Source organism: Saccharibacillus deserti (genome assembly GCF_013618475.1).
GTDB classification, from domain to species: Bacteria; Bacillota; Bacilli; order Paenibacillales; family Paenibacillaceae; genus Saccharibacillus; species Saccharibacillus deserti.
Genome location: NZ_JABJVN010000010.1, coordinates 1 through 18,369 on the forward strand (window position 1 = coordinate 1; position 18,369 = coordinate 18,369).

The 18,369-nt window shown below is 55.1% G+C and carries 16 protein-coding genes; all 16 read right to left on the minus strand.

The features are described 5' to 3' along the window. Positions 1–309: 309 nt before the first annotated feature. The 16 genes from HOP44_RS20015 to HOP44_RS20090 all read right to left on the minus strand — a co-directional run bounded on the left by HOP44_RS20015 (position 310) and on the right by HOP44_RS20090 (position 18,244). A complete protein-coding gene (locus HOP44_RS20015; RefSeq protein WP_172256708.1) occupies positions 310–528 on the minus strand; it encodes a hypothetical protein in 219 nt (72 codons plus the stop codon). A gap of 153 nt (positions 529–681) precedes the next feature. After that, positions 682–1,146 carry a hypothetical protein gene (locus HOP44_RS20020; RefSeq protein WP_172256710.1) on the minus strand — a complete coding sequence of 155 codons (465 nt, stop codon included), beginning with the start codon at positions 1,144–1,146 and terminating at the stop codon, positions 682–684. Between the two features lie 749 nt (positions 1,147–1,895). Next, positions 1,896–2,753, minus strand: coding sequence for a DeoR/GlpR family DNA-binding transcription regulator (locus tag HOP44_RS20025; protein WP_281367824.1), 858 nt, complete (start codon positions 2,751–2,753; stop codon positions 1,896–1,898). Positions 2,754–2,771: 18 nt separating this feature from the next. Beyond that, positions 2,772–3,887 carry an ABC transporter ATP-binding protein gene (locus HOP44_RS20030; RefSeq protein WP_172256713.1) on the minus strand — a complete coding sequence of 372 codons (1,116 nt, stop codon included), beginning with the start codon at positions 3,885–3,887 and terminating at the stop codon, positions 2,772–2,774. Then, the gene (locus HOP44_RS20035; protein ID WP_172256715.1) at positions 3,884–4,714 is read right to left on the minus strand and encodes a carbohydrate ABC transporter permease; all 831 of its coding nucleotides are present in this window, start codon (positions 4,712–4,714) and stop codon (positions 3,884–3,886) included. Before HOP44_RS20035 ends, HOP44_RS20030 begins: the two co-directional genes overlap by 4 nt. 19 nt (positions 4,715–4,733) lie before the next feature. After that, positions 4,734–5,681: a carbohydrate ABC transporter permease gene (locus HOP44_RS20040; RefSeq protein ID WP_172256717.1), complete on the minus strand. Its 948-nt coding sequence runs from the start codon at positions 5,679–5,681 to the stop codon at positions 4,734–4,736. 123 nt (positions 5,682–5,804) lie between these two features. Then, positions 5,805–7,166 carry an extracellular solute-binding protein gene (locus HOP44_RS20045; RefSeq protein ID WP_172256719.1) on the minus strand — a complete coding sequence of 454 codons (1,362 nt, stop codon included), beginning with the start codon at positions 7,164–7,166 and terminating at the stop codon, positions 5,805–5,807. 157 nt (positions 7,167–7,323) lie between these two features. After that, positions 7,324–8,679, minus strand: coding sequence for an aspartate aminotransferase family protein (locus HOP44_RS20050; protein WP_172256721.1), 1,356 nt, complete (start codon positions 8,677–8,679; stop codon positions 7,324–7,326). Beyond that, positions 8,669–9,490, minus strand: coding sequence for a phosphonoacetaldehyde hydrolase (phnX, locus tag HOP44_RS20055; protein WP_246369955.1), 822 nt, complete (start codon positions 9,488–9,490; stop codon positions 8,669–8,671). Before phnX ends, HOP44_RS20050 begins: the two co-directional genes overlap by 11 nt. Beyond that, a complete protein-coding gene (gene phnW / locus HOP44_RS20060) occupies positions 9,487–10,608 on the minus strand; it encodes a 2-aminoethylphosphonate--pyruvate transaminase (RefSeq protein WP_172256723.1) in 1,122 nt (373 codons plus the stop codon). Before phnW ends, phnX begins: the two co-directional genes overlap by 4 nt. A gap of 46 nt (positions 10,609–10,654) precedes the next feature. After that, entirely contained in the window at positions 10,655–11,617 is a 963-nt protein-coding gene (locus tag HOP44_RS20065; protein WP_172256725.1) for a PHP domain-containing protein, read from the minus strand. Positions 11,618–11,619: 2 nt separating this feature from the next. Continuing rightward, complete coding sequence (locus HOP44_RS20070; protein WP_172256727.1) at positions 11,620–12,597, minus strand: CehA/McbA family metallohydrolase; 978 nt, start codon at positions 12,595–12,597, stop codon at positions 11,620–11,622. A gap of 270 nt (positions 12,598–12,867) precedes the next feature. Then, complete coding sequence (locus HOP44_RS20075; protein ID WP_172256729.1) at positions 12,868–14,094, minus strand: TolB-like translocation protein; 1,227 nt, start codon at positions 14,092–14,094, stop codon at positions 12,868–12,870. An 82-nt stretch (positions 14,095–14,176) separates the two neighbouring features. After that, a complete protein-coding gene (locus tag HOP44_RS20080) occupies positions 14,177–15,682 on the minus strand; it encodes a sensor histidine kinase (protein WP_172256731.1) in 1,506 nt (501 codons plus the stop codon). Further along, a complete protein-coding gene (locus HOP44_RS20085; RefSeq protein ID WP_172256733.1) occupies positions 15,679–16,428 on the minus strand; it encodes a response regulator transcription factor in 750 nt (249 codons plus the stop codon). Before HOP44_RS20085 ends, HOP44_RS20080 begins: the two co-directional genes overlap by 4 nt. Before the next feature lie 187 nt (positions 16,429–16,615). Then, positions 16,616–18,244, minus strand: coding sequence for a tetratricopeptide repeat-containing diguanylate cyclase (locus HOP44_RS20090; protein WP_172256735.1), 1,629 nt, complete (start codon positions 18,242–18,244; stop codon positions 16,616–16,618). Between the last annotated feature and the right edge of the window lie 125 nt (positions 18,245–18,369).

An 18,369-nucleotide genomic window follows, 5' to 3' on the forward strand; every position in this document is an offset into this window, starting at 1 on the left:
TGGGGACCAAATATAAGAATAAATTTGATTGGGGCCACTCCCTGTCTATCAAGATTTTTGCTGATTTCCTATAACGTTCCTGTATTCACGACCCGACGAATGTTGGGTGTCTGGCGTATGCCAGACCAAGGACGAATGTCCGCAGCGTGAATATTATGTTATAGGATGTCAGCTTCTTCTTCGACATGCCTCCATCTTATTCATTTCTTCTCTTTAAATCCGAACTTTATTCTGTTCTTATAGGGTTCTTAAATATTTATTTATAGGCTTTACTTCTCACTTCGCTTTTCTAAATGATCTTTCTTCCCTTTAGTTTTTATAGCCTTTTTCGTTTTCTGATTTCATTTTATACAAGTCTCTTCCTAGCAGGATCAGCAGGACTACTGAGATGACTAAGATTAAAAAACCAAGCACGGCAGACCCTCGTTTTTCATTGAAGTTATTTATCATCATTATCAATCCATTTATAGCATTTAAGCCAAACAAAATAAGTAGTAATTTTGAAGAAGTTTTTGATCTCGTATTCATTATCATTCTCCTTTAATATGCTATTCGCTGATTTCCTATAACGTTCCCGTATTCACGACCCGGCAGTGCCGGGTGTCCGGCGTATGCCGGGCCAAGGGCGTACGCCCGCAGCGTGAATATTATGTTATCAGAAGTTCATGACCTCGTAGCTTATCACTCAAATTCTGCTTTTATTATTTTTGTTTTAATTGATTCTATTATGAGTTTCTTCCCTTTCCTATCTTGTTCGGTTTTAACTTCTCTTTCAAAAACGATATCTAGTTCTTCCATTCCTAATTCACTTAATAAGGTTTTACTCTCCGTCCTTATCTTCTCCCACATTAAATTATTACTCAATTCATTAGGATCACAGAAAAAATTGGACTCCTGGTCTTTGATAGATTCTTGTAAAAACTCACTATAACGATTCAGACAATCAAGTGCTTTTCCGTTAAATAAATTGGACGCATGCAGCCCAGCCTTTTGATCTCTATAATGCCATTCGAATTCCATTAGCATTTCGTCTCCAATACATCCGTATCCCATAATCTCAATTTGTTTATAAGAGGGTGATGATAAGGTAATCAATGTTTTTATGAGTTCTTCATAGTGGTATTGCATGACTTCACTATCATTCATAATGTCCTCCTGTTCTTCATGAATTTCTGATAACGTTCCTGTATTCACGACCCGACGCATGTCGGGTGTCCGGCGAATGCCGGACCAAGGACGTATGTCCGCAGCGTGAATATTATGTTATGTGTTGCTTCTGTCTTCCTGCGTTACCTTCAAAGGTTCCTTCATCGCCGGGCATACTCCGGTTCCGAGTCCACTTCGTCTGCTTTACTCACCGCCGGGCATGCTTCGGTTCCGAATCTACTTCGTCTGCTTTACTCACCGCCGAACGTGCTTCGATTCCGAATCTGCTTCGTCTGTTTTACTCACCGCCGGGCGTGCTTCGGTTCCGAATTTGCTTCGTTTGCTTTACTCTCGCTGGGCGCGCTTCGATTCCGAATCTGCTACATTAGTTTGATCAGCTCTTTAACAATTCTCAGCTTTTAAATTGCTCTTAAATCTGCCCTTCAGAAGTTACACATAACGTCTTATTTACGAACTTCGCCAATCCTCCTATTCCCGTAGTATTCACGAACTTCCTACAATCCTTATTCCCTGCGGTATTTACGAACCTTTTGCTCCACCTCGTTCATCATATCATTTTTTGGGAATTCAAGGATTATATTCATTGAAAAAAGAACCCGGGAAATTCCTCCCGGGTTCTTTTAAATACCGTCCATTCCCGCCCGACGGTTCCCACTCCTACTATTCGATTCCCTTCCCTCCCCACCAAACGCCAAAAATCCGCGCTCGGCGCGGATTCATCGGGAAGCTTATTCGGTTTCGGATGCGGAGGTGTATTCCGGATAAATCCAGGTGACCGCCATTTTCTTGAGAGCGGCTTTCCATTCGGGCGGGGGCTCGCGGTCCGATACGATCTGCTGGATCTCCGGAAGATCCGTAATCTTGGCTACGGTTCTTTTGTCGATCTTCGAGAAGTCGGCTACGACGATCGCCGTCTCCGAGTTGCGGACCATCTGCCGGGTGAACACCGCTTTTTCGTAATCGTAGCTGGTGATGCCGTACTTTAGAGAAACGCCGTCCACGGAGACGAACGATTTGTTCACATAGAAATCTTCCAGCACTTTTTCGGCAATGGGGCCGGAGACGCGCAGATGCTTGGCGCTGACTTCCCCGCCGATAAACACCAGCTTCCCGTCGAACGTGCCGCGTTTCTGGAATTCGATAATCAGCATCAGCACCGGCACCGAATTCGTCAGGATCGTCAGGTTTTGCTTGCCTTCCAGACAATGAACGATCTGCAGGGCCGTACTGCCTTCGTCCACGATGATCACGTCGTTATCTTCGACCAACCCCGCGGCCAACTGGCCGATGGTGCGTTTGGCTTCCACATGGACCGCCTCGCGTTCCAGCAGAGGCGGCTCGGCTTCCGGCTTGAATTTCACCGCGCCTCCGTATACTTTTTTCAGTTTGCTTTCTCTCTCCAGCTCTTCGAGATCCCGGCGGATCGTTTCGGTAGAGACTTCGAACAGCGTGGAGAGCTCGCCCGCGATCACTTTGCCTCTCTCATTGAGGAGAGTCATGATCGTCTCTTTTCTTGCTTCGCTGGCAAGGGACAATCTGCCATTCCCCCTTTCACATCGTGAACTTTTATTATAGGGGCTGCGCATTCAATAATAAAGAGCCTTTCAGACATGCTGCGTCAAGTTCAATCCTCCGTTTTCCGTATCGAACAGATGGAATTTATCCGCTTTGAATGTTACATAAATGTCGTCGCCCGCTTCGACTTGAACTTCGTTGCCGGTCAACAGACGGATCATCGTGTCCAGCCTCCCTTCGGGATCCATGGCTTTCACCAGTTTCCCGCTGCCCAGATGCTCGACCAGATCGACTTTCATCCGCAGACTGCCCGGCTGATCCGCGGAACAGATCGAGATATCGTGCGGGCGGATCCCGAAGCGGACCGTTTTGCCCATATGCTCTTTTTCCAGTCGGCGCTCTGCGGGCAGTTCGTATTCGAAGCCTTCCGTCAAGACGGTCTGTCTGCCGCCGCTCTCTTTCAGTTGACCCAGGATCAGGTTCATCGGCGGACTCCCAAGGAAACTTGCGACAAACAGATTAACGGGATGGTTGAACAGCTCGTGCGGAGGCGCGTACTGCTGAATCCGGCCTCCGTTGAGGATCGCGACCCGGTCGGAAATCGCGAGCGCTTCTTCTTGATCGTGCGTCACAATGATCGTGGTGACGCCAAGCTTGCGCTGGATTTTGCGAATTTCGTCGCGGACATCCAGCTTCAGGCGGGCATCCAGATTGGACATCGGTTCATCCAGCAGGAGAATCTCCGGATCTTTGGACAGCGCCCGCGCCATAGCGACCCGCTGCTGCTGACCGCCCGACAGCTGCGAAGGCTTGCGGTCCAGCAGATGATCGATCTGCAGGATCCGGCTGGTTTCTTTGGCCCGTTCATACGCTTCGCGCTTCGGCATTTTGCGTTCCCGCAGCGGAAAGGCAATATTGTCTCTCACCGTCAGATGCGGATACAGGGCGTAAGACTGGAACACCATCCCGATATTGCGGTCTTTGGGTTCCGTGTGGTTGACCAGTTTGCCGTTAAAATGAATTTCGCCGGAGGTCGGTTTTAGCAGTCCGGCCAGCATCATCAGAGTGGTCGTTTTGCCGCAGCCGGAAGGGCCGAGCAGCGCGACGAATTCGCCTTTGCGGATCTCGAGATTCAGCCCGTCTACCGCCCGTCCGCTTTCCTGCTTGCCTTCGTATTCCTTGACGATATTACTCAGCGTAATCATACCTGCTTCGCCCCTCCCAAGTTGACCTTCATGAATACTTTTTGGGTGAAAATGTAGAACACGATAATCGGCAGCGTATAAAACAGTCCGATTGCGGTAATCAGTCCGTAGTTCAGGATCTGATCTTCTTTGGTGACCAGTCGGGCCAAATAACCGGCGAGCGTCAGCATATCGTCATTGAAGATCAGCAGTTTGAACAGAAACCATTCGCCGTACGCTCCCAGAAAAGAAAAGACCGAGATAGCGCCGATCCCCGGCAGCACGAACGGGACCAGCACTTTTTTGAACGCGCCGTAGCGGGTGCAGCCGTCCACCATCGCCGCCCACTCGATATCCCAGGGCACTTCGTCGAAGAACCCTTTCATGATATAGACACGCCCGGGAAGGGATCCCGTGACCGCCACCAGCAGCACACCCAGATACGTATTGACCAGATGCATCTGCACCAGGATAAAGAAGGTTGCGATAATCAGCGTGATGCCCGGGAAAGAACGCATCAGAAACAGGAATTTCATCGCGGCGTTTTTCCCTTTGAAGTCGAGCCTCGAAAAAGCGTACGCGGTCGGGACCGAGATAAACACTTCGAGAAACACGATCAGAAACGAATAAACCAGGGTGTTCAGCACGATCGGCCAGATCAGCGGAAGTTCGACGCCGGCATATTCGACAGGTTCGCGGAAAAAGGAAAAGTTCTCGAACGAAAACTGTCCGGTCGTGAAATTCAGCGTCGCGGCCAGAAAATACCAGACGATCATGGCGATGATCGGCAGGGTGAACAAAGTCAGATACGTATGTACGAGCAGTTGTTTGAGCGTACGGGTCGACATCGGGCAGCCGCCTTTCCGGTTAGTCTTCGATTCTCGAAGGCTTGATCATTTCGTCAAAATCGAACAGCCGCAAAAACAGCAGCGTAAGCACGAACGAGATCGCCACGACGATCAGCGAGACCGCCGCACCGTAGCCGTAGTACTTCAGGTTGAACGCCTGCTGGTACGCGTACAGCGACAGCGTGGTCGTGTCTCTCATCGGACCGCCGTTCGTCAGCAGCATAATGAAGAAGTACGAAGAGACGAATCCGATCAGCTCCGAGATGGTAATATACATCAGCGGCCATTTGAGCGTCGGCATAATGATCTTCAGAATAACCGACTTCTCGCTGGCTCCGTCCACTTTGGCCGCCTTGTACAGATCTTCGGGAATCGAATTGATCGCGGCGGACAGCAGAATCATCCCTCCCGAGATCGTGGAGACGACGGTCGCCAGAATGACGATCGCCATAGCCGCTTTGGAGAACCAAGATACCGGATCGGATTCCAGTCCGAACTGCAGCAGAATCCGGTTCACCAGCCCGCCTTCCGTGGGATCGAACAGATACTTCCAGAACGTGACATAGACGACGGCAGGAATGATGCTCGGGATCAGCCATAGTACCCGGTACACGACGGCCGCTATTTTTCCTTTGAGAAAATACTGCGTGGCGACCGAGATGACCAGGGCAAACAGCAGGGAGATCGCCAACGACAAAACAGCAAAAATTGCCGTGTTGCGCAGGATGTCGGGAAGATTATAGTCGGCGAATACCCGTTTGAAATTTTCAAGTCCTACGAACTTCGGCTTCATTGACGCATTCAGATCGGTAAAAGACATGGCGACGGTCGCCAGTGCCGGCAGCACGAAAAAGACAAGCACCAGCGCGGCGAACGGCATAATGAACAGGTAAGGGTAAATCTTTTTTTTGAACGGTTTGCGGTAAGCAGGCCCCACTGCGGCAGGCCGGTCCGTAAGATGATCCATGCCGGTCTTTCACCTCGTCTCTCGGATAAGAAAGGGAAAAAGGGCTCCGAACCGAAGATCGGATTCCCTTTTCCCAAACAGCGATTTCCGGTAAGGCTGTATTTCTAGCCGCTCTTTCGTTCGTTACGGTTCGATCAGCAGCCGGTCGGAAGGTACATTCTGCTGGGCATCCTTGCGGAACAATTCATAGGCCTGCTCCGCCGTTTGGCCTTTGGTCAGGATCGCATCGACGCCCAGCACGTACGCTTGGGTATACGTGGCGTAATCGGGCTGCGCCGGACGGGTCCGGGTCAATTCAAGCAGGTAGGCGTGGTCTTTGTAAAAATCCAGTTTCTTGAACCGCTCGTCTTCCTGCGCTTCCGGCGTTACGGGCAGTTTGCCGCTGGCCAGCGTATGGTTGATCTGCAGATCCGGATCCAGCACATGCTCGATCAGTTTCTGTACATACGGCATCTTCTCGTCATCCACGCTCGGACCGACATAGATCATCGCCGGGTTGCTGTACGAGACAGGCTTGCCGCCTTTTTCCGCGGAAGGGATCGGAATCCAGACCACGTTTTCGTTGAACCACTTGTCGAAGCCTTCCGTATCTTCCTGCATGCCTTTGGCTTCGCGCATCAGCTGATAGAATTCCGTACGGGCAAATTCCGCGAAGATTTCGCCTTTGACGAACATCGGCGCCGCTTTGTCCGTTCCGATCTCGCCGATCGATTTGTCGATAACACCGCGGCTGACCGCATCGGCCCAGAAGTCGTATACGTTCTTCGTCTTGCCTGTCAGCACCATCTTGTTCTGCTCGGCGTTGTAATTATAATTGCCGAACGCGTAATTCCAGCCTTCGAACCGGGTGTCTTCCACCGCGAATCCCATTTTGACCAATTTTTTTTGCTTCGCCTGCTCGGCCAGCTGCTCGAGGTCTCCGAAAGTGAAGTCGCCGGCATCTACGCGTCCGCGCAGTCCGTCGATCTCGGCCGCCGTCCAGCCCAGTCCTTCAAGCGCCTGGCGGCTGATAAAGACCGGGGAAGCGTCCATATCCTGAATGGCTCCGTAATAATGACCGTCGTATTTCATAATATCGGTATATGATTCCGGCACATCCTTGAACGCGGCCGAATCTTTCACCCAATCGATTTCGCGGATAATACCGGCGTTCAGTTCCCATCCGATATCGACACTGGAGTTCATGAAGATATCGGCGACTTTTCCGGCCTGTGCCTGGAGGATAAGTTCGTCGTCGCCGATTCCCGGCCACCAGTCGATTTTGACCTGCACGCCTTCCGCTTTCAGATCTTCGTTCAAGCGTTTCTCGGCTTCGATAAAGTTGTCTTTGCGTGCTCCCCAGGTACTTTCCCGGACCGAAATTGTGATTTGTTTCGTTTTTCCATCCGACGAGGCCGCCTCGGCCGCCTCGTTATCCGCACTGCAGCCCGCCAGTAAACCTGTGCCCAATACCAGGCCTAACGCGCCAAGAACCAACTTCTTCATTCTTCGAATTCCTCCTTGTGGTCTTATCGATGTTTGGGATTGATCTTACCCCCAGTATGAAGGCCGCATGTCATCCGGAGATTAAATTCAACGCCGATTTTTGTTTTGTTGTTGTTTGTTATTGTTTTAATTGTTTTTCAATTGTAAAAACGTGCTTTTATGTGCCAAAAATAGAGCGGATTGCTTCTTCGATCGTCGTCAAAGCCTCGTCCAACTGCTCTTGCGTCGTGATCAGCGGCGGTACCAGCGTGATGATATTTCCGCCCGATACTTTGAAGCTGAGTCCGCGGGTCATGCAGCGGTACATGACCCGCTCGGTCTGTTCGATCGCGCGTTCCTTGGTCCTGCGGTCCGTTACCAGCTCGATGGCCGCCAGCATGCCGATTACCCGCACGTCTCCGATCGCTTCGTGTTTCTCCATCATCCCGGACAGCCTCTGCCGCAGAAATTCTTCCATACGTACCGCATGCGCCAGCAGGTCGTTGTCTTCGATAAAAGCGATAGCCGCCAGCGCCGCCGCGCAGCCTACGGAACTTTTCTCATGCGTATAATGCCCGAGGGAAATATCGGAAGCGATATCCAGTCCTTCGCGGGCAATAATGCCGGCCATCGGGAACAGTCCGCCGCCGAATCCTTTGCCGATCGCGACAATATCGGGCACGATGCCGTAATGTTCGTGTACGAACATGGTACCGGTTCTGCCGAACGCCGTAGGGATCTCGTCAAGAATCAGCAGCGCTCCGAACCGGTCGCACAATTCGCGCAGCCTCAGGAAATAAGACGGCGGAGGGATCTGGACATCCGTGCTGCGGATCGGCTCGAGAATCACGGCTCCGATATCTTCTTCGCGTTCCAGCATATATTCCAGATAATTCAGGGAATAGGAACCGTCGTCTGATTCGCCGAACAAACTGCGGTACCCGTTATACGGCATCATATGCTCCGAACCGGCCAGAAGCGGTCCCATTCCGCCGCGAAACACCCCTTCTCCGCCGACGGAGATCGCATCCAGACCGGCCCCGTGGAACGAGTCCCAGGTCGATACCGTCTTGAATCGGCCTGTCGCCCGGCGGGCAAGCTTGAGTGCAAGTCCGATCGCGCTTGTTCCGCCCGGCGTGAACAGCACTTTGTTCAGATCGCCCGGAGCCAGTTCCGCAAGCTTGCGGGCCAACCGGACAGCCGAATGACTGGTGAAACGGCGGGGCAGAAACGGAAGCTTCTCCATCTGTTCCTGCACCGCATCCAGGACAAAGCGGTTCTTGTATCCGACCTGATGGACGCTGTTCCCGTGAAAATCCATGATTTTGCGGCCGTCGATGTCTTCGAGATAGATGCCTTCGGCATCGACAATCACATTGAGGCAGGGAGTGGACATGGATTGGTGCAGGAAATACCGGCTGTCTTCCTCCAGAATCTCCAGCGCTTCCGGACCCAGATGGGCCTCCTGCCAGCGGCGCCGCTCGTCGGACAGATTGATATCCCCTTCCGTCTTGAGATTGGCTCTATTCTCCATGCGGGGACTCTCCTTGGGCCAGCCTGGCGTTGATGACTTCGATCAGCCCCGGCAGGTCTTCGATCCGGTCGATCACATGATGCGCACCGCTGCGGATAAACTGCCGCTTTGCGAGATCCGCCCGTTCCCGGAGTTCTTCCGGTTTCAAGGCGTTCTTCTCCTCGAGTGTCAGGCCCAGTACGGAGCTGCCTTCGACCACTCCAACCGCCCAGACGCCGGCGCTTCTCGCTTCCTGCATATCCGAAGCCGTGTCTCCGACCTTGACGACCTGACGGGGCATCCCCATATCCAGCCGGATCATGTTGGCGAAGATCATATAGGGATAAGGGCGTCCCCGGCCGCCGACCGAATCGGGCGTGATCCAATTGTCGGGTGCATAGCCTTGGGCCTTGGCGCCGGCCGCCACCACCGTCATCATGGCGTCGTTGTAACCGGTCGTTGCTCCGATCTTCAGGCCTTGGCCGCGCATCCGTTCGACCACTTGCGCCGCGGAGCCGATCGGCTCCGAGAAATGAGGCAGAATGCTCAGCAGCATCGGTTCGAATTCCGCGTGCATCCCGTCCACATCCCGGTCGGTATAAGGGCGTCCCATCCGTTCTTCGAACAGTCGACCGATTCTTGGCATACCCAGCATCTCTTTGAGATGATCCCATTTGAGTCTGCCCATCGGTGCCCGCACTTCTTCGAGGGTCGGCTCGATCCCCAACGTCCCGAAGATTTCCAGAAACACCCGGACCGGCGCCATGCATCCGTAATCGACCGTTGTACCGGCCCAGTCGAGCACAATGCCCTGCACTTTTTCCGTCATCATTGTTGTTCTCCTTCTCGGCTGAGCAAGTCTGCGGTATAAGAAGCCGCGGCTTCGCCCAGCTCTTCGATATCTTCGATGTGTACGTCGCCGATGGTGCCGATCCGGAACACCTTCGCTCCGCTCAACTTACCGGGATAGATCACGAAACCCTTCCGCTTCAGATACAGATAGAAATCTTCGAATGTAAAACCTGCCAGATCGGGGTCGTTGAATGTGGTGATAAACGGGGAATGAAACGCATCCGGCAGATGGGTCTCGAATCCCGCCCGGCGCATCACGCGCACAAGCGTCCGCTGGTTGGCCGTATATCGGGCGCAGCGCCGGCGGACTCCGCCTTCTTCGTCCAATTCGAGCAGCGCCTGCCGGAAAGCCCGGACGGTATGCGTCGGCGAGGTATACCGCCATTTGCCTTGTTCCTTTTCCATCACCTGCCACTGGTCGAACAGATCGAGCGACAGCGAGCGGGCATTGCCTTCGCAGACTTCCAGCCGGCTGGTTCGGGCCAGTACGAAACTGAATCCGGGCACGCCCTGGATACACTTGTTGGCGCTGCTGACCAGATAATCGATACCCAGCTGCTGGACATCGATCGGAATACCGCCGAAGCTGCTCATGGCATCCACAATCGATATTTTTCCATGACGGCGGATCACTTCGATCAGAGCTTCCAGCGGATTCAAGATCCCGGTTGTCGTCTCGCAGTGCACAAGGGCGACATGCGTAATCGACGGATCTTCCCGCAGCGCTTCGCCGAGCTCCTCCGCCTGTGTCGGACGATCCGGCGGGCTTTCGAGCAGGCGGTGCGAGATACGAAGAACGTCCGCAATCTCCCCGATCCGCTGCCCGTAAGCTCCGTTGGCCAGAATCAGCAGCCGGCCGTCTTCGGGAACGGCCGTTCCAACCGCCGCTTCGACTCCGAATGTTCCGCTGCCCTGCATCGGCACGGCCGTATAGTCTTCGGGAGAAGCGCCGGCCAGACGCAGCAGAGCGGCGCGAATCTCCTGAACGATTTCTTTGTATTCGGTATCCCAGGTGCACCAGTCGGTCAGCATGCTGGCTTTGACCGACGAGGTGGTGGTCAGGGGGCCGGGCGTCAGCAGCAAATAAGGTTTGTCCATCGTATGCGGCTCCTCCTTCAAGTTCGAATTTCCGGTCTATGCCGGGTTAAGGCAGAAACAGATCGGCCGGGAAGACCGCATTCGACCACGCGGTACTGCCATCGAAGCCGATACACTCGACCCGGACATATCCTTCGCCGCCGCGGAGCGGGAACGCTCCGTGCGATACCGGCTCTCCCCCGGGATCGTATACCATGTGCCCGTTTCCGGGATGTGCCAGAAACTTGATCCGTTTGACCGGGGAACATTCGATTTCAAGCCGGCCATCGCGTACCCGCAGATCCAGAATTTTCGGACCGTTCGACGAATAATACCGGCCTTTTCTCAGGGCATCGACCACGGACTGGCCTTCAAGCTTGTCCGCCTGGACTTCCACCCATCCGCCGAAAAATTCGGATTCCACCGCATCGATCGCTCCGCCGTGCGCGTCGTCCGAAGCGATCGCATGGATCCGGCGCCCGTGCCTCAGCAGATAATCCCAGTGAGCGATACCGCATCCCGCCGCTTCGTCCAGCTCCGACTGGTGGTTGTAGATTTCGATTGCGGTATATCCCTGCAGGGCCAGCAGGTCTTTCGGTTTGTTCTTCGACCACTCGGGATGGTTCAAGATCACCAGATTGCCTCGGGCGCGCATGTCGTCAATCAGGGTCTGGATCGTGTTCAGATTCTCGTAATCCGGTTTGGCATGCTCTTCGTTATGTTCGAATTCTCCGATCGGCTCCACTAAGCGATCAAGCAGCCCATGCAGATGGTACTGCTGCCCGGTCTCTTCCCGGCTCATCTCGCACGCCATCTCGTAACCGCCGATCATAATGAAATTTCCGTCGTCGTAAGCTTCGGACTTGAAATAAATCTCGTGATCGCTCAGGCACAAAAAGTCATAACCTTTGTTCCGATAAGCCGCAATGACGGTCTCGGGCTCATATTGTCCGTCGCTGCGGGTGGAATGGGTATGCAGATTGCCTTTGTACATGCGGCTTCCGCCATCGAGCAGTACGAATTCACGCATCGTTATTCCTCTTCCCGCAGCAGATCCGCCACGAAGACCGGATTGGACCAAGCCACATTGCCGTCGAAATCGATACATTCCACGCGGATATACTGCATTTCCGGCTCAATCGGCATGGAAGCGAGCGTTTGGGGACGACCGTCCTGAAAATCGCCGACAAACGGGCCTCGCAGGGGGAACGCCTTGAACATAATCAGCTTGCAGGGAGAACATTCGATAATCAGCTGGCCGTCTTCTACCCGCAGAGCATGAATTTCGGGTCCGGTGCTGGAATAAAAACGGCCGGCTTTGAGGCTTGCCACGATTGAGCGGGGAGTAAGCGCGTCGGCCTGGACGCAGACCCAGCCTCCGCCGTATTCCGGCATGGCCCAATTCCGGTCATGGGTGTGGGAATCGTCCGCCGCGATGCCGAAGACGCGTTTGCCGTTCTGCAGCGCGTGATCCCAGTAAGCGGCGCCGTACGAACTGACAGGCGACCACTCGGTCGCGTGATTGTAGATCTCGATCGCGAAAAATCCGTCGTAGCGCACCATATCTTCGAAGCGGGTCAGATGCCATTCGGGATGATTAAAAATCACGAGGTTGCCGTGCGCGTTCATCTCGTCGATCAGCGCCTGCGGCGAGTGATCGCCTTCCCACGGCAGCGGAACCGGAAACCGCTCCAGATGTTCGAATCTAACCTGCGCGGGCAGGGCGTCCGGATCGTCCAACACGCCAAAATGATAGCCCGGATCGCGGTCGGCCACCGGATTGAGTCCGCCCCGTTCCATGCCGGGAAGCGTGATGAACGTGTCCGTATTGAATTCGTCCGTCCGCGCATAGACATCGTGGTCGCTGATACATATGAAGTGATAGCCTTTTTCCTTGAATACTTCTACCGTCTCCGCCGCCGAAAGCGCACCGTCGGACCAGGTCGTGTGCAGATGCAGATTGCCTTTGTACGACAACTGATCGGCATGCAGATAAATTTTATTTTCCACTGCTTTCTCCTCCACGCTCAATTGTTTTTTTGTGTTTTTGTATGGATTAATGTTGTTTGCGCTTATCATACGGCGAAGTTTCAAGCGTTTCAATCGAATTCAAAGAATTTAACAGAGTCCTGACAAAGTTAATCCAAATCGAAAACAACTTGGTCATTTCCTGCCGATCCTGCATCAGAAATTACAAAAGTCGACTTGGGCTGCGGCAGTTTCGGCACGAAAAAAAGCCCGCGCCAAGGCGCGGGCTTTCCCGATTCCGAATTTTCTTTCCTACCAGGAAACGGTGATGACGGTTGTGGTCGATACCAACTCGCCGTTCAATCGCTCCGACTTCGTGACCATAATCTTGGTTCCGGAAGGACTCCATTTCATCCGATCGCCGGCGTCGGCCAAATCGGGAGACAGCAGAAACGATTGACCGGTGCCGGCGTCCGCGATATAGAACCCGTCGCGTCCGGCCTCCCGGCTCGCCGTGACCGTATACGCCAAGCGTTTGCCGTCCGGCGACCATCCCGTTCCGAAAAAGCCTTTGCCGTCGGCCAGCTTTTTGATTTCTTTGCCGGCCGGATCGGTGAGCAGCAGCTCTTCCTGCGTATCGCCGATCCGTTTCACGACGGCCAGCTGCGTCCCGTCGGGCGAAGGGACGAGACTCGGAAACGGACTTCCGATCGGCGAGGCGGATTTGCTTGAAGGATCGTAGGCGTACATTCCCCAGGCGGTATCCGCCAATCCGTAATAAATCCGGCCGTCCGATGCCGCCTGGAGCGAGTGCATCATCACCCTTTTCCCGTCCGTATCCGCGATCCGAGTCTCCGTTCCCGACAGATCCGCTCCGTAAATGCCCGGCTCGCCTTCTTTGGCGTACACGATATGATCGCTGCCCAGCCATCCTGCATCCTGCGAAGATACGTATTCTTTCCCGTCAGGCGCCATAATCTTCGTCAGCTTGCGGCTTTTCATCTCCAGCAGATAAGGAATACCGCTGTTCCCGCTGTCGTTCAGCAGAAACAGATGCCCACCGTCCGGAGACAGCAGCGGAGACCCCCAACTTAGGCCGTCGCCGCCGTGGAGCAATTCTTCTTCGCCGGCAGCCAGGTCCTGGATATACAAGCTGTAAGGCGGCATTTTCGTTTCGCCGATCCAGACCGGGTCCGCTTTTGGGTCGGGCTTTTGCACAATAATATGAGTGTCGTCCAGCCAGATGCCGCCAAGCGTATGTTCCAGCTCGTCGATCTTTTCAAGCTTGAGGCCGGAATAAACCGACGGATTGGGATTGGATTTGACGGTTACGGAAGGCTTCGCCGCACCTTGCGCAGCCGACGGATTCGGCGCAGCCGCCGTCTCCAGATCCGCTCCGCCTTTCACCTGGACCTGTTCTTCGCCTGCGCAGCCTCCGATCAAGACGGCCGCAAGCACGCTTCCGAGCAGCATGAGCCGTCGGCGGGATTGTGGAATGCCCGATTCGTTCGAGTCTTCGGTGGATCGATATCGATTCATTTCTGCCGTCCTCCCCTTGATGATAACTACAGCTTACCCGGGAATTACGTCTAAAATATTGCGAATTTCGGACCGGAACGCGTCAATCGGCAGACAGCTTCGGCTGTACAGCCGGAAAGATCAGCTCGAACGAAGCGCCTTCTCCTTCCGTCCGCAGCAGTTCGATTCGGCCTCCCTGCGCTTCCAGCAGCCGCTTGACCAGCGACAGCCCGAGTCCGCTTCCGCCCGACAGCCGGGCCCGGTCTTTGTTGACCGTGTAAAACGGTTCGAAAATCTTCTCCCGGGCTTCTTCCGGAATCGAAAGTCCGGTACTGCTCACAACCAATCGCACCGCTTCTTCGACCGGCCCGCCTTCCACCTTCGCCGTTCCGCCAAGGCGATTGTATTTGATCGCGTTATCCAACAGATTCGTAAAAATATGCATAAAGCTCTCGGCATCGCACCAGACGGTCGAAGGCTTCACCCGGATCTCGAGCGTGACGCCGAACTGCTCCGCTTTGCCCCGCATTCGCGCCGCCACATCGTGCAGGGCCGCGGCCGCGTCCACTTCCGAAGCTTCCAATTCGAAATCGTAGCGCTCAAGCGCAGACAGCCGAAGCACTTTTTCCACCATTTCGTACAGCCGATGCGCTTCTTTATCGATACTGACGCGCGCTTCGCCCAGCAGCTGCGGATCGTCCGGATACATCCCGAGCAGCTCCGTATAGGCCTTGATCGTGGTCAGAGGCGTTTTGAATTCATGGCTGATATTGCCGATATACTGCTTCTGCCGGTGCTCAAGCGCCTGGAGCCGCTCGACCGCCTGGGCGAGCTTGCTTCGTTCGTCTTCGAGTCCCGCCATATTACGCCGGATTTCGCCGCTCATATACGTGATTCCCCGGCCCAGCTCACCCAGTTCGTCCCGGCGCGCAAGCGGTTCTTCCGTCAGAAACTGCCCCATCCGAATCCGGTCGGCCGATGCTTTGAGCTTGAGAATGGCGGTAGCAAAACGGCTGTAATACGCGTAACCGAGCAGGAAAGCCGCTGCCGCGACCGCACCGCCCACAATCAGAAACAGCCGCCGGATCGCTTGGTAAAAACTCAGATAGCTGTCGATCGGATAATCGAAACGGATCGCGCCGAGCTGCCCTTGCGGACCTTCCACCGGCGCGAAGTACAGAATCGTCCCGCCGTCCGCACCCTGCCTGAAATAAGCGATACTTCCGGCGAGCGCGTAATCGAGCGATTCCGTTCCGGCGCCTTCCGGCTCCGTCAGCCCTGCGCGAACGGTGCGAACCGAAGAACCGAGCACGCTCCGGTCGCGGGCATACAGCGTCACGGGCATTCCGGTCAAATCCGCGAGTTCGTTGGCCAAACGTACCCCTTCCCGCTTATAAAAAACCAAGCCGTCCTCGCGGGGCGTCTCCGTATAATATTCCTGCCGCAGACGAAGATTGGCCAGCTGCGTCTGGCGCGCCAGCACGTCTTCGATCTGCGCCGTCTGATTGCCTTGTATCCCCCGCAGCACAAAAGCGCTTAAAAGACCTATGCTGAGCAGGAGCAGCACCGCGAGAAACAGCGTAAACTTGAGACGGATCCCCAGCTTCATGCCGACGTTCCGGCTGCCTGCGCCGAGGCTTTGTAGCCGACTCCGTATACGGTCTGCAGCAGCCCCTGATGTTTCTCGCCCAGCTTTTTGCGCAGCCGCTGCACATGGATGTCCACCGTGCGCGTGCCTCCCGCATAATCCATACTCCAGACCCGGTCAAGCAGATCGTCCCGCGTAAATACCCGCGCCGGCCGGGAAGCGAGCAGCGTCAGCAGATCGAACTCTTTGGGCGTCAATTCCAGCTCGATTCCGTCCAGTTCGGCCGATCGGTGGGAGATGCGGATCCGAAGAGGCCCAAGTTCGACCCGGTCGCCCGCTTCTCCGGGATCGGCCTGACTGTCCGCAGTTTCGCTCAAGGCCGCCGGATCCGCGGGCGCGCTTTTCTCCAATCGCCGGATCAAAGCTTTCACGCGTGCCAGCACTTCGCGAATTTCGAACGGTTTCGTCATATAATCGTCCGCGCCCAGCTCCAGACCGACGATTTTGTCGATCAGCTCGTTTTTGACGGTCAGCAGGATAATCCCGATTCCGCTTCGGTGTTCCAGACGGCGGCAGACTTCGTAACCGTCCATCCGCGGCATCATGACGTCAAGAACCAGCACGGAAGGTCCGAAACTTTCGACTTTCTCCAGCGCTTCCTCTCCGTCCGAAGCCGTCTCGGTCTCATACCCTTCACGCTTCAGCGCATAGGCGATCGCGCTGCGGATGCCCGGCTCGTCGTCCACGACCAGCACTTTCTTGTTCATCTCCGCTCCTCCTGTTCCTGTACGTCTTTTTCCCATTAAACACCCTCTTCCGCCAAACGCCAAAACCCTTCCTGCCGGCACGGCGCCTCCATGCGGCAAAGCAGGTCTATCGATCTTTTTCCGGACACAAAAACAGCCGCAGCGGAAGCCGATTCGGCCCGCTTCGGCTGTACAATCGAAATCGGAATCAACCTTCTGCCACAACCTGATCTTTGCCGGCGCGTTTGGCAATATAGAGCCGCCGGTCGGCGATGCCCAGCAGTTCCGTGCGTCCGATCGAGCCGCCGTATACCGTGTGCACGCCGATACTTGCCGTCACCGGAAGAGTGCCCGTGATCGGACTCCAATCCGCGCCGCGGATTGCCCGGCACATCCGGTTCGCCAATTCCAGCCCCTGCTTCGCATCGGTGCGCGGGAACAAGGCGACGAATTCTTCGCCGCCCATTCTCGCGACGGCAGCCGGCTCGGCTGCCGCTACCGACAAGATTTTGGCTACGTTGATGAGTACCGTATCGCCGACCACATGCGACAGCGTATCGTTGATCCGCTTGAAGAAATCCAGATCGATGATCGCCAGAGTCAGCGGTTCGCCCGTTTCGCGGGTCTGTTCCAGCAGTTCGTCGATACGGTCGTCAATAAAGCGCCGGTTGCGCAGTCCCGTCAGCGGATCGCGCAGCGACATTTCCCGGAAATGCTCGCTGCTCTTGCGCGCTTCTTCCGCTTCGAAGACGGCCTGGAAAATATGCGACTTCGCTTCGCGCTCCGCCGAACGCAGCGCTTCCGCTTCCGCATGGAACAGCCGGTGCTCTTCGTAGGCTTCCTTATATCGTCCTGCCGCCGCATGCAGCTCGGCCTGGCGCAGACGAGCCTGTACGGACAACCCCGACAATCCGTGATCGTCGCATAGGTGCTTGGCTTCTTCCAGCATGCTCTGCGCTTCGTCGAGCTTGCCCTGCAGCAGCTGCGCCTGCGCGACGGTCAGCATGCATTCCGGCAGCGAAGCCAGTTCGCTGAGCCGGCGTTCGGAAGGATCGGTGATGACCGGAAGCAGCGTCCGTTCCGCTTCGTCGGGACGTCCGAGCAGAATCTCCCCTTTGGCAATCGTATCGAGCTGCATGGCGATCAGCGGGAAATCGTGCCGCTCGGACAGCTCGCGAATTTGTGCGATCAGTTCCGCCGCTTTTTCCAGGTCGCCGAGCTCATAGTAAGTAAACGCCATATTGTTCAGCGCATACAGCTCGAACTGCACGTCTCCGGTCGCTTTGGCAATCCGCAGCACTTCGTCGAACCGCTGCTTCGCATCGTCGTACGAACCCGACTCGTCCAGAGCCAGCGCGAGCATCATCAGATGATCGGCACGGGTCGCCGGAGACACGCCGCTGGGCAGATGCTTCAGCCCCCGCAGGGCATGTTCAAGCGAACTCGACGGGTCGCCGAGACGGCGAAAAAAACCGCTCAGCAGTCTGTGACTGCGTGCCAGAATATGTGCATGGTCGTTGTCGGAAGCCCAGGCGTTGATCTCCCGGATCAGACGGCCGCTCTCGGCGATCTGTCCCTGCCGTCCAAGCACGTCGGCATGAATCAAACGGGCGCGCTGGGCAAGCGTCTCCTGTCCCAAACGTGAGGCAATGCCCAACGCCTGCTGCACCGGCACGATCGCCGAATTGATATCGCGGTAAGGCTGTATTTCAAGAACATCGAGCAGGCGCCCGAATTGCTCGGGCGAGCTGAACTGTGCGGCAGATTCGGAGTCCAGCAGTCCCCAATCCGGCTGTTTGAACTGTGCGCTTTTCTTATAAGATTGATGATCCGGCAAGGTTTCTTCCCCCCATACAGCGGCAAATTCCGTTCGAAACGGCCCAACTTGCTCTATGACCTAATTCCCAAGTATACCCTATACTACGATTCATAGTCGTTAAAATCAATGGTTTATCCTGCAAA

Bases quoted from the DNA above. Each gene is read 5' to 3' on its own strand.
- HOP44_RS20025 (WP_281367824.1), bottom strand. From the start codon at position 2,753: ATGCGCAGCCCCTATAATAAAAGTTCACGATGTGAAAGGGGGAATGGC.
- HOP44_RS20015 (WP_172256708.1), bottom strand. From the start codon at position 528: ATGAATACGAGATCAAAAACTTCTTCAAAATTACTACTTATTTTGTTT.
- HOP44_RS20065 (WP_172256725.1), bottom strand. From the start codon at position 11,617: ATGCGTGAATTCGTACTGCTCGATGGCGGAAGCCGCATGTACAAAGGC.
- HOP44_RS20075 (WP_172256729.1), bottom strand. From the start codon at position 14,094: ATGAATCGATATCGATCCACCGAAGACTCGAACGAATCGGGCATTCCA.
- phnW (WP_172256723.1), bottom strand. From the start codon at position 10,608: ATGGACAAACCTTATTTGCTGCTGACGCCCGGCCCCCTGACCACCACC.
- HOP44_RS20050 (WP_172256721.1), bottom strand. From the start codon at position 8,679: ATGGAGAATAGAGCCAATCTCAAGACGGAAGGGGATATCAATCTGTCC.
- HOP44_RS20035 (WP_172256715.1), bottom strand. From the start codon at position 4,714: ATGTCGACCCGTACGCTCAAACAACTGCTCGTACATACGTATCTGACT.
- HOP44_RS20020 (WP_172256710.1), bottom strand. From the start codon at position 1,146: ATGAATGATAGTGAAGTCATGCAATACCACTATGAAGAACTCATAAAA.
- HOP44_RS20085 (WP_172256733.1), bottom strand. From the start codon at position 16,428: ATGAACAAGAAAGTGCTGGTCGTGGACGACGAGCCGGGCATCCGCAGC.
- HOP44_RS20030 (WP_172256713.1), bottom strand. From the start codon at position 3,887: ATGATTACGCTGAGTAATATCGTCAAGGAATACGAAGGCAAGCAGGAA.
- HOP44_RS20040 (WP_172256717.1), bottom strand. From the start codon at position 5,681: ATGGATCATCTTACGGACCGGCCTGCCGCAGTGGGGCCTGCTTACCGC.
- HOP44_RS20080 (WP_172256731.1), bottom strand. From the start codon at position 15,682: ATGAAGCTGGGGATCCGTCTCAAGTTTACGCTGTTTCTCGCGGTGCTG.
- HOP44_RS20045 (WP_172256719.1), bottom strand. From the start codon at position 7,166: ATGAAGAAGTTGGTTCTTGGCGCGTTAGGCCTGGTATTGGGCACAGGT.
- phnX (WP_246369955.1), bottom strand. From the start codon at position 9,490: ATGATGACGGAAAAAGTGCAGGGCATTGTGCTCGACTGGGCCGGTACA.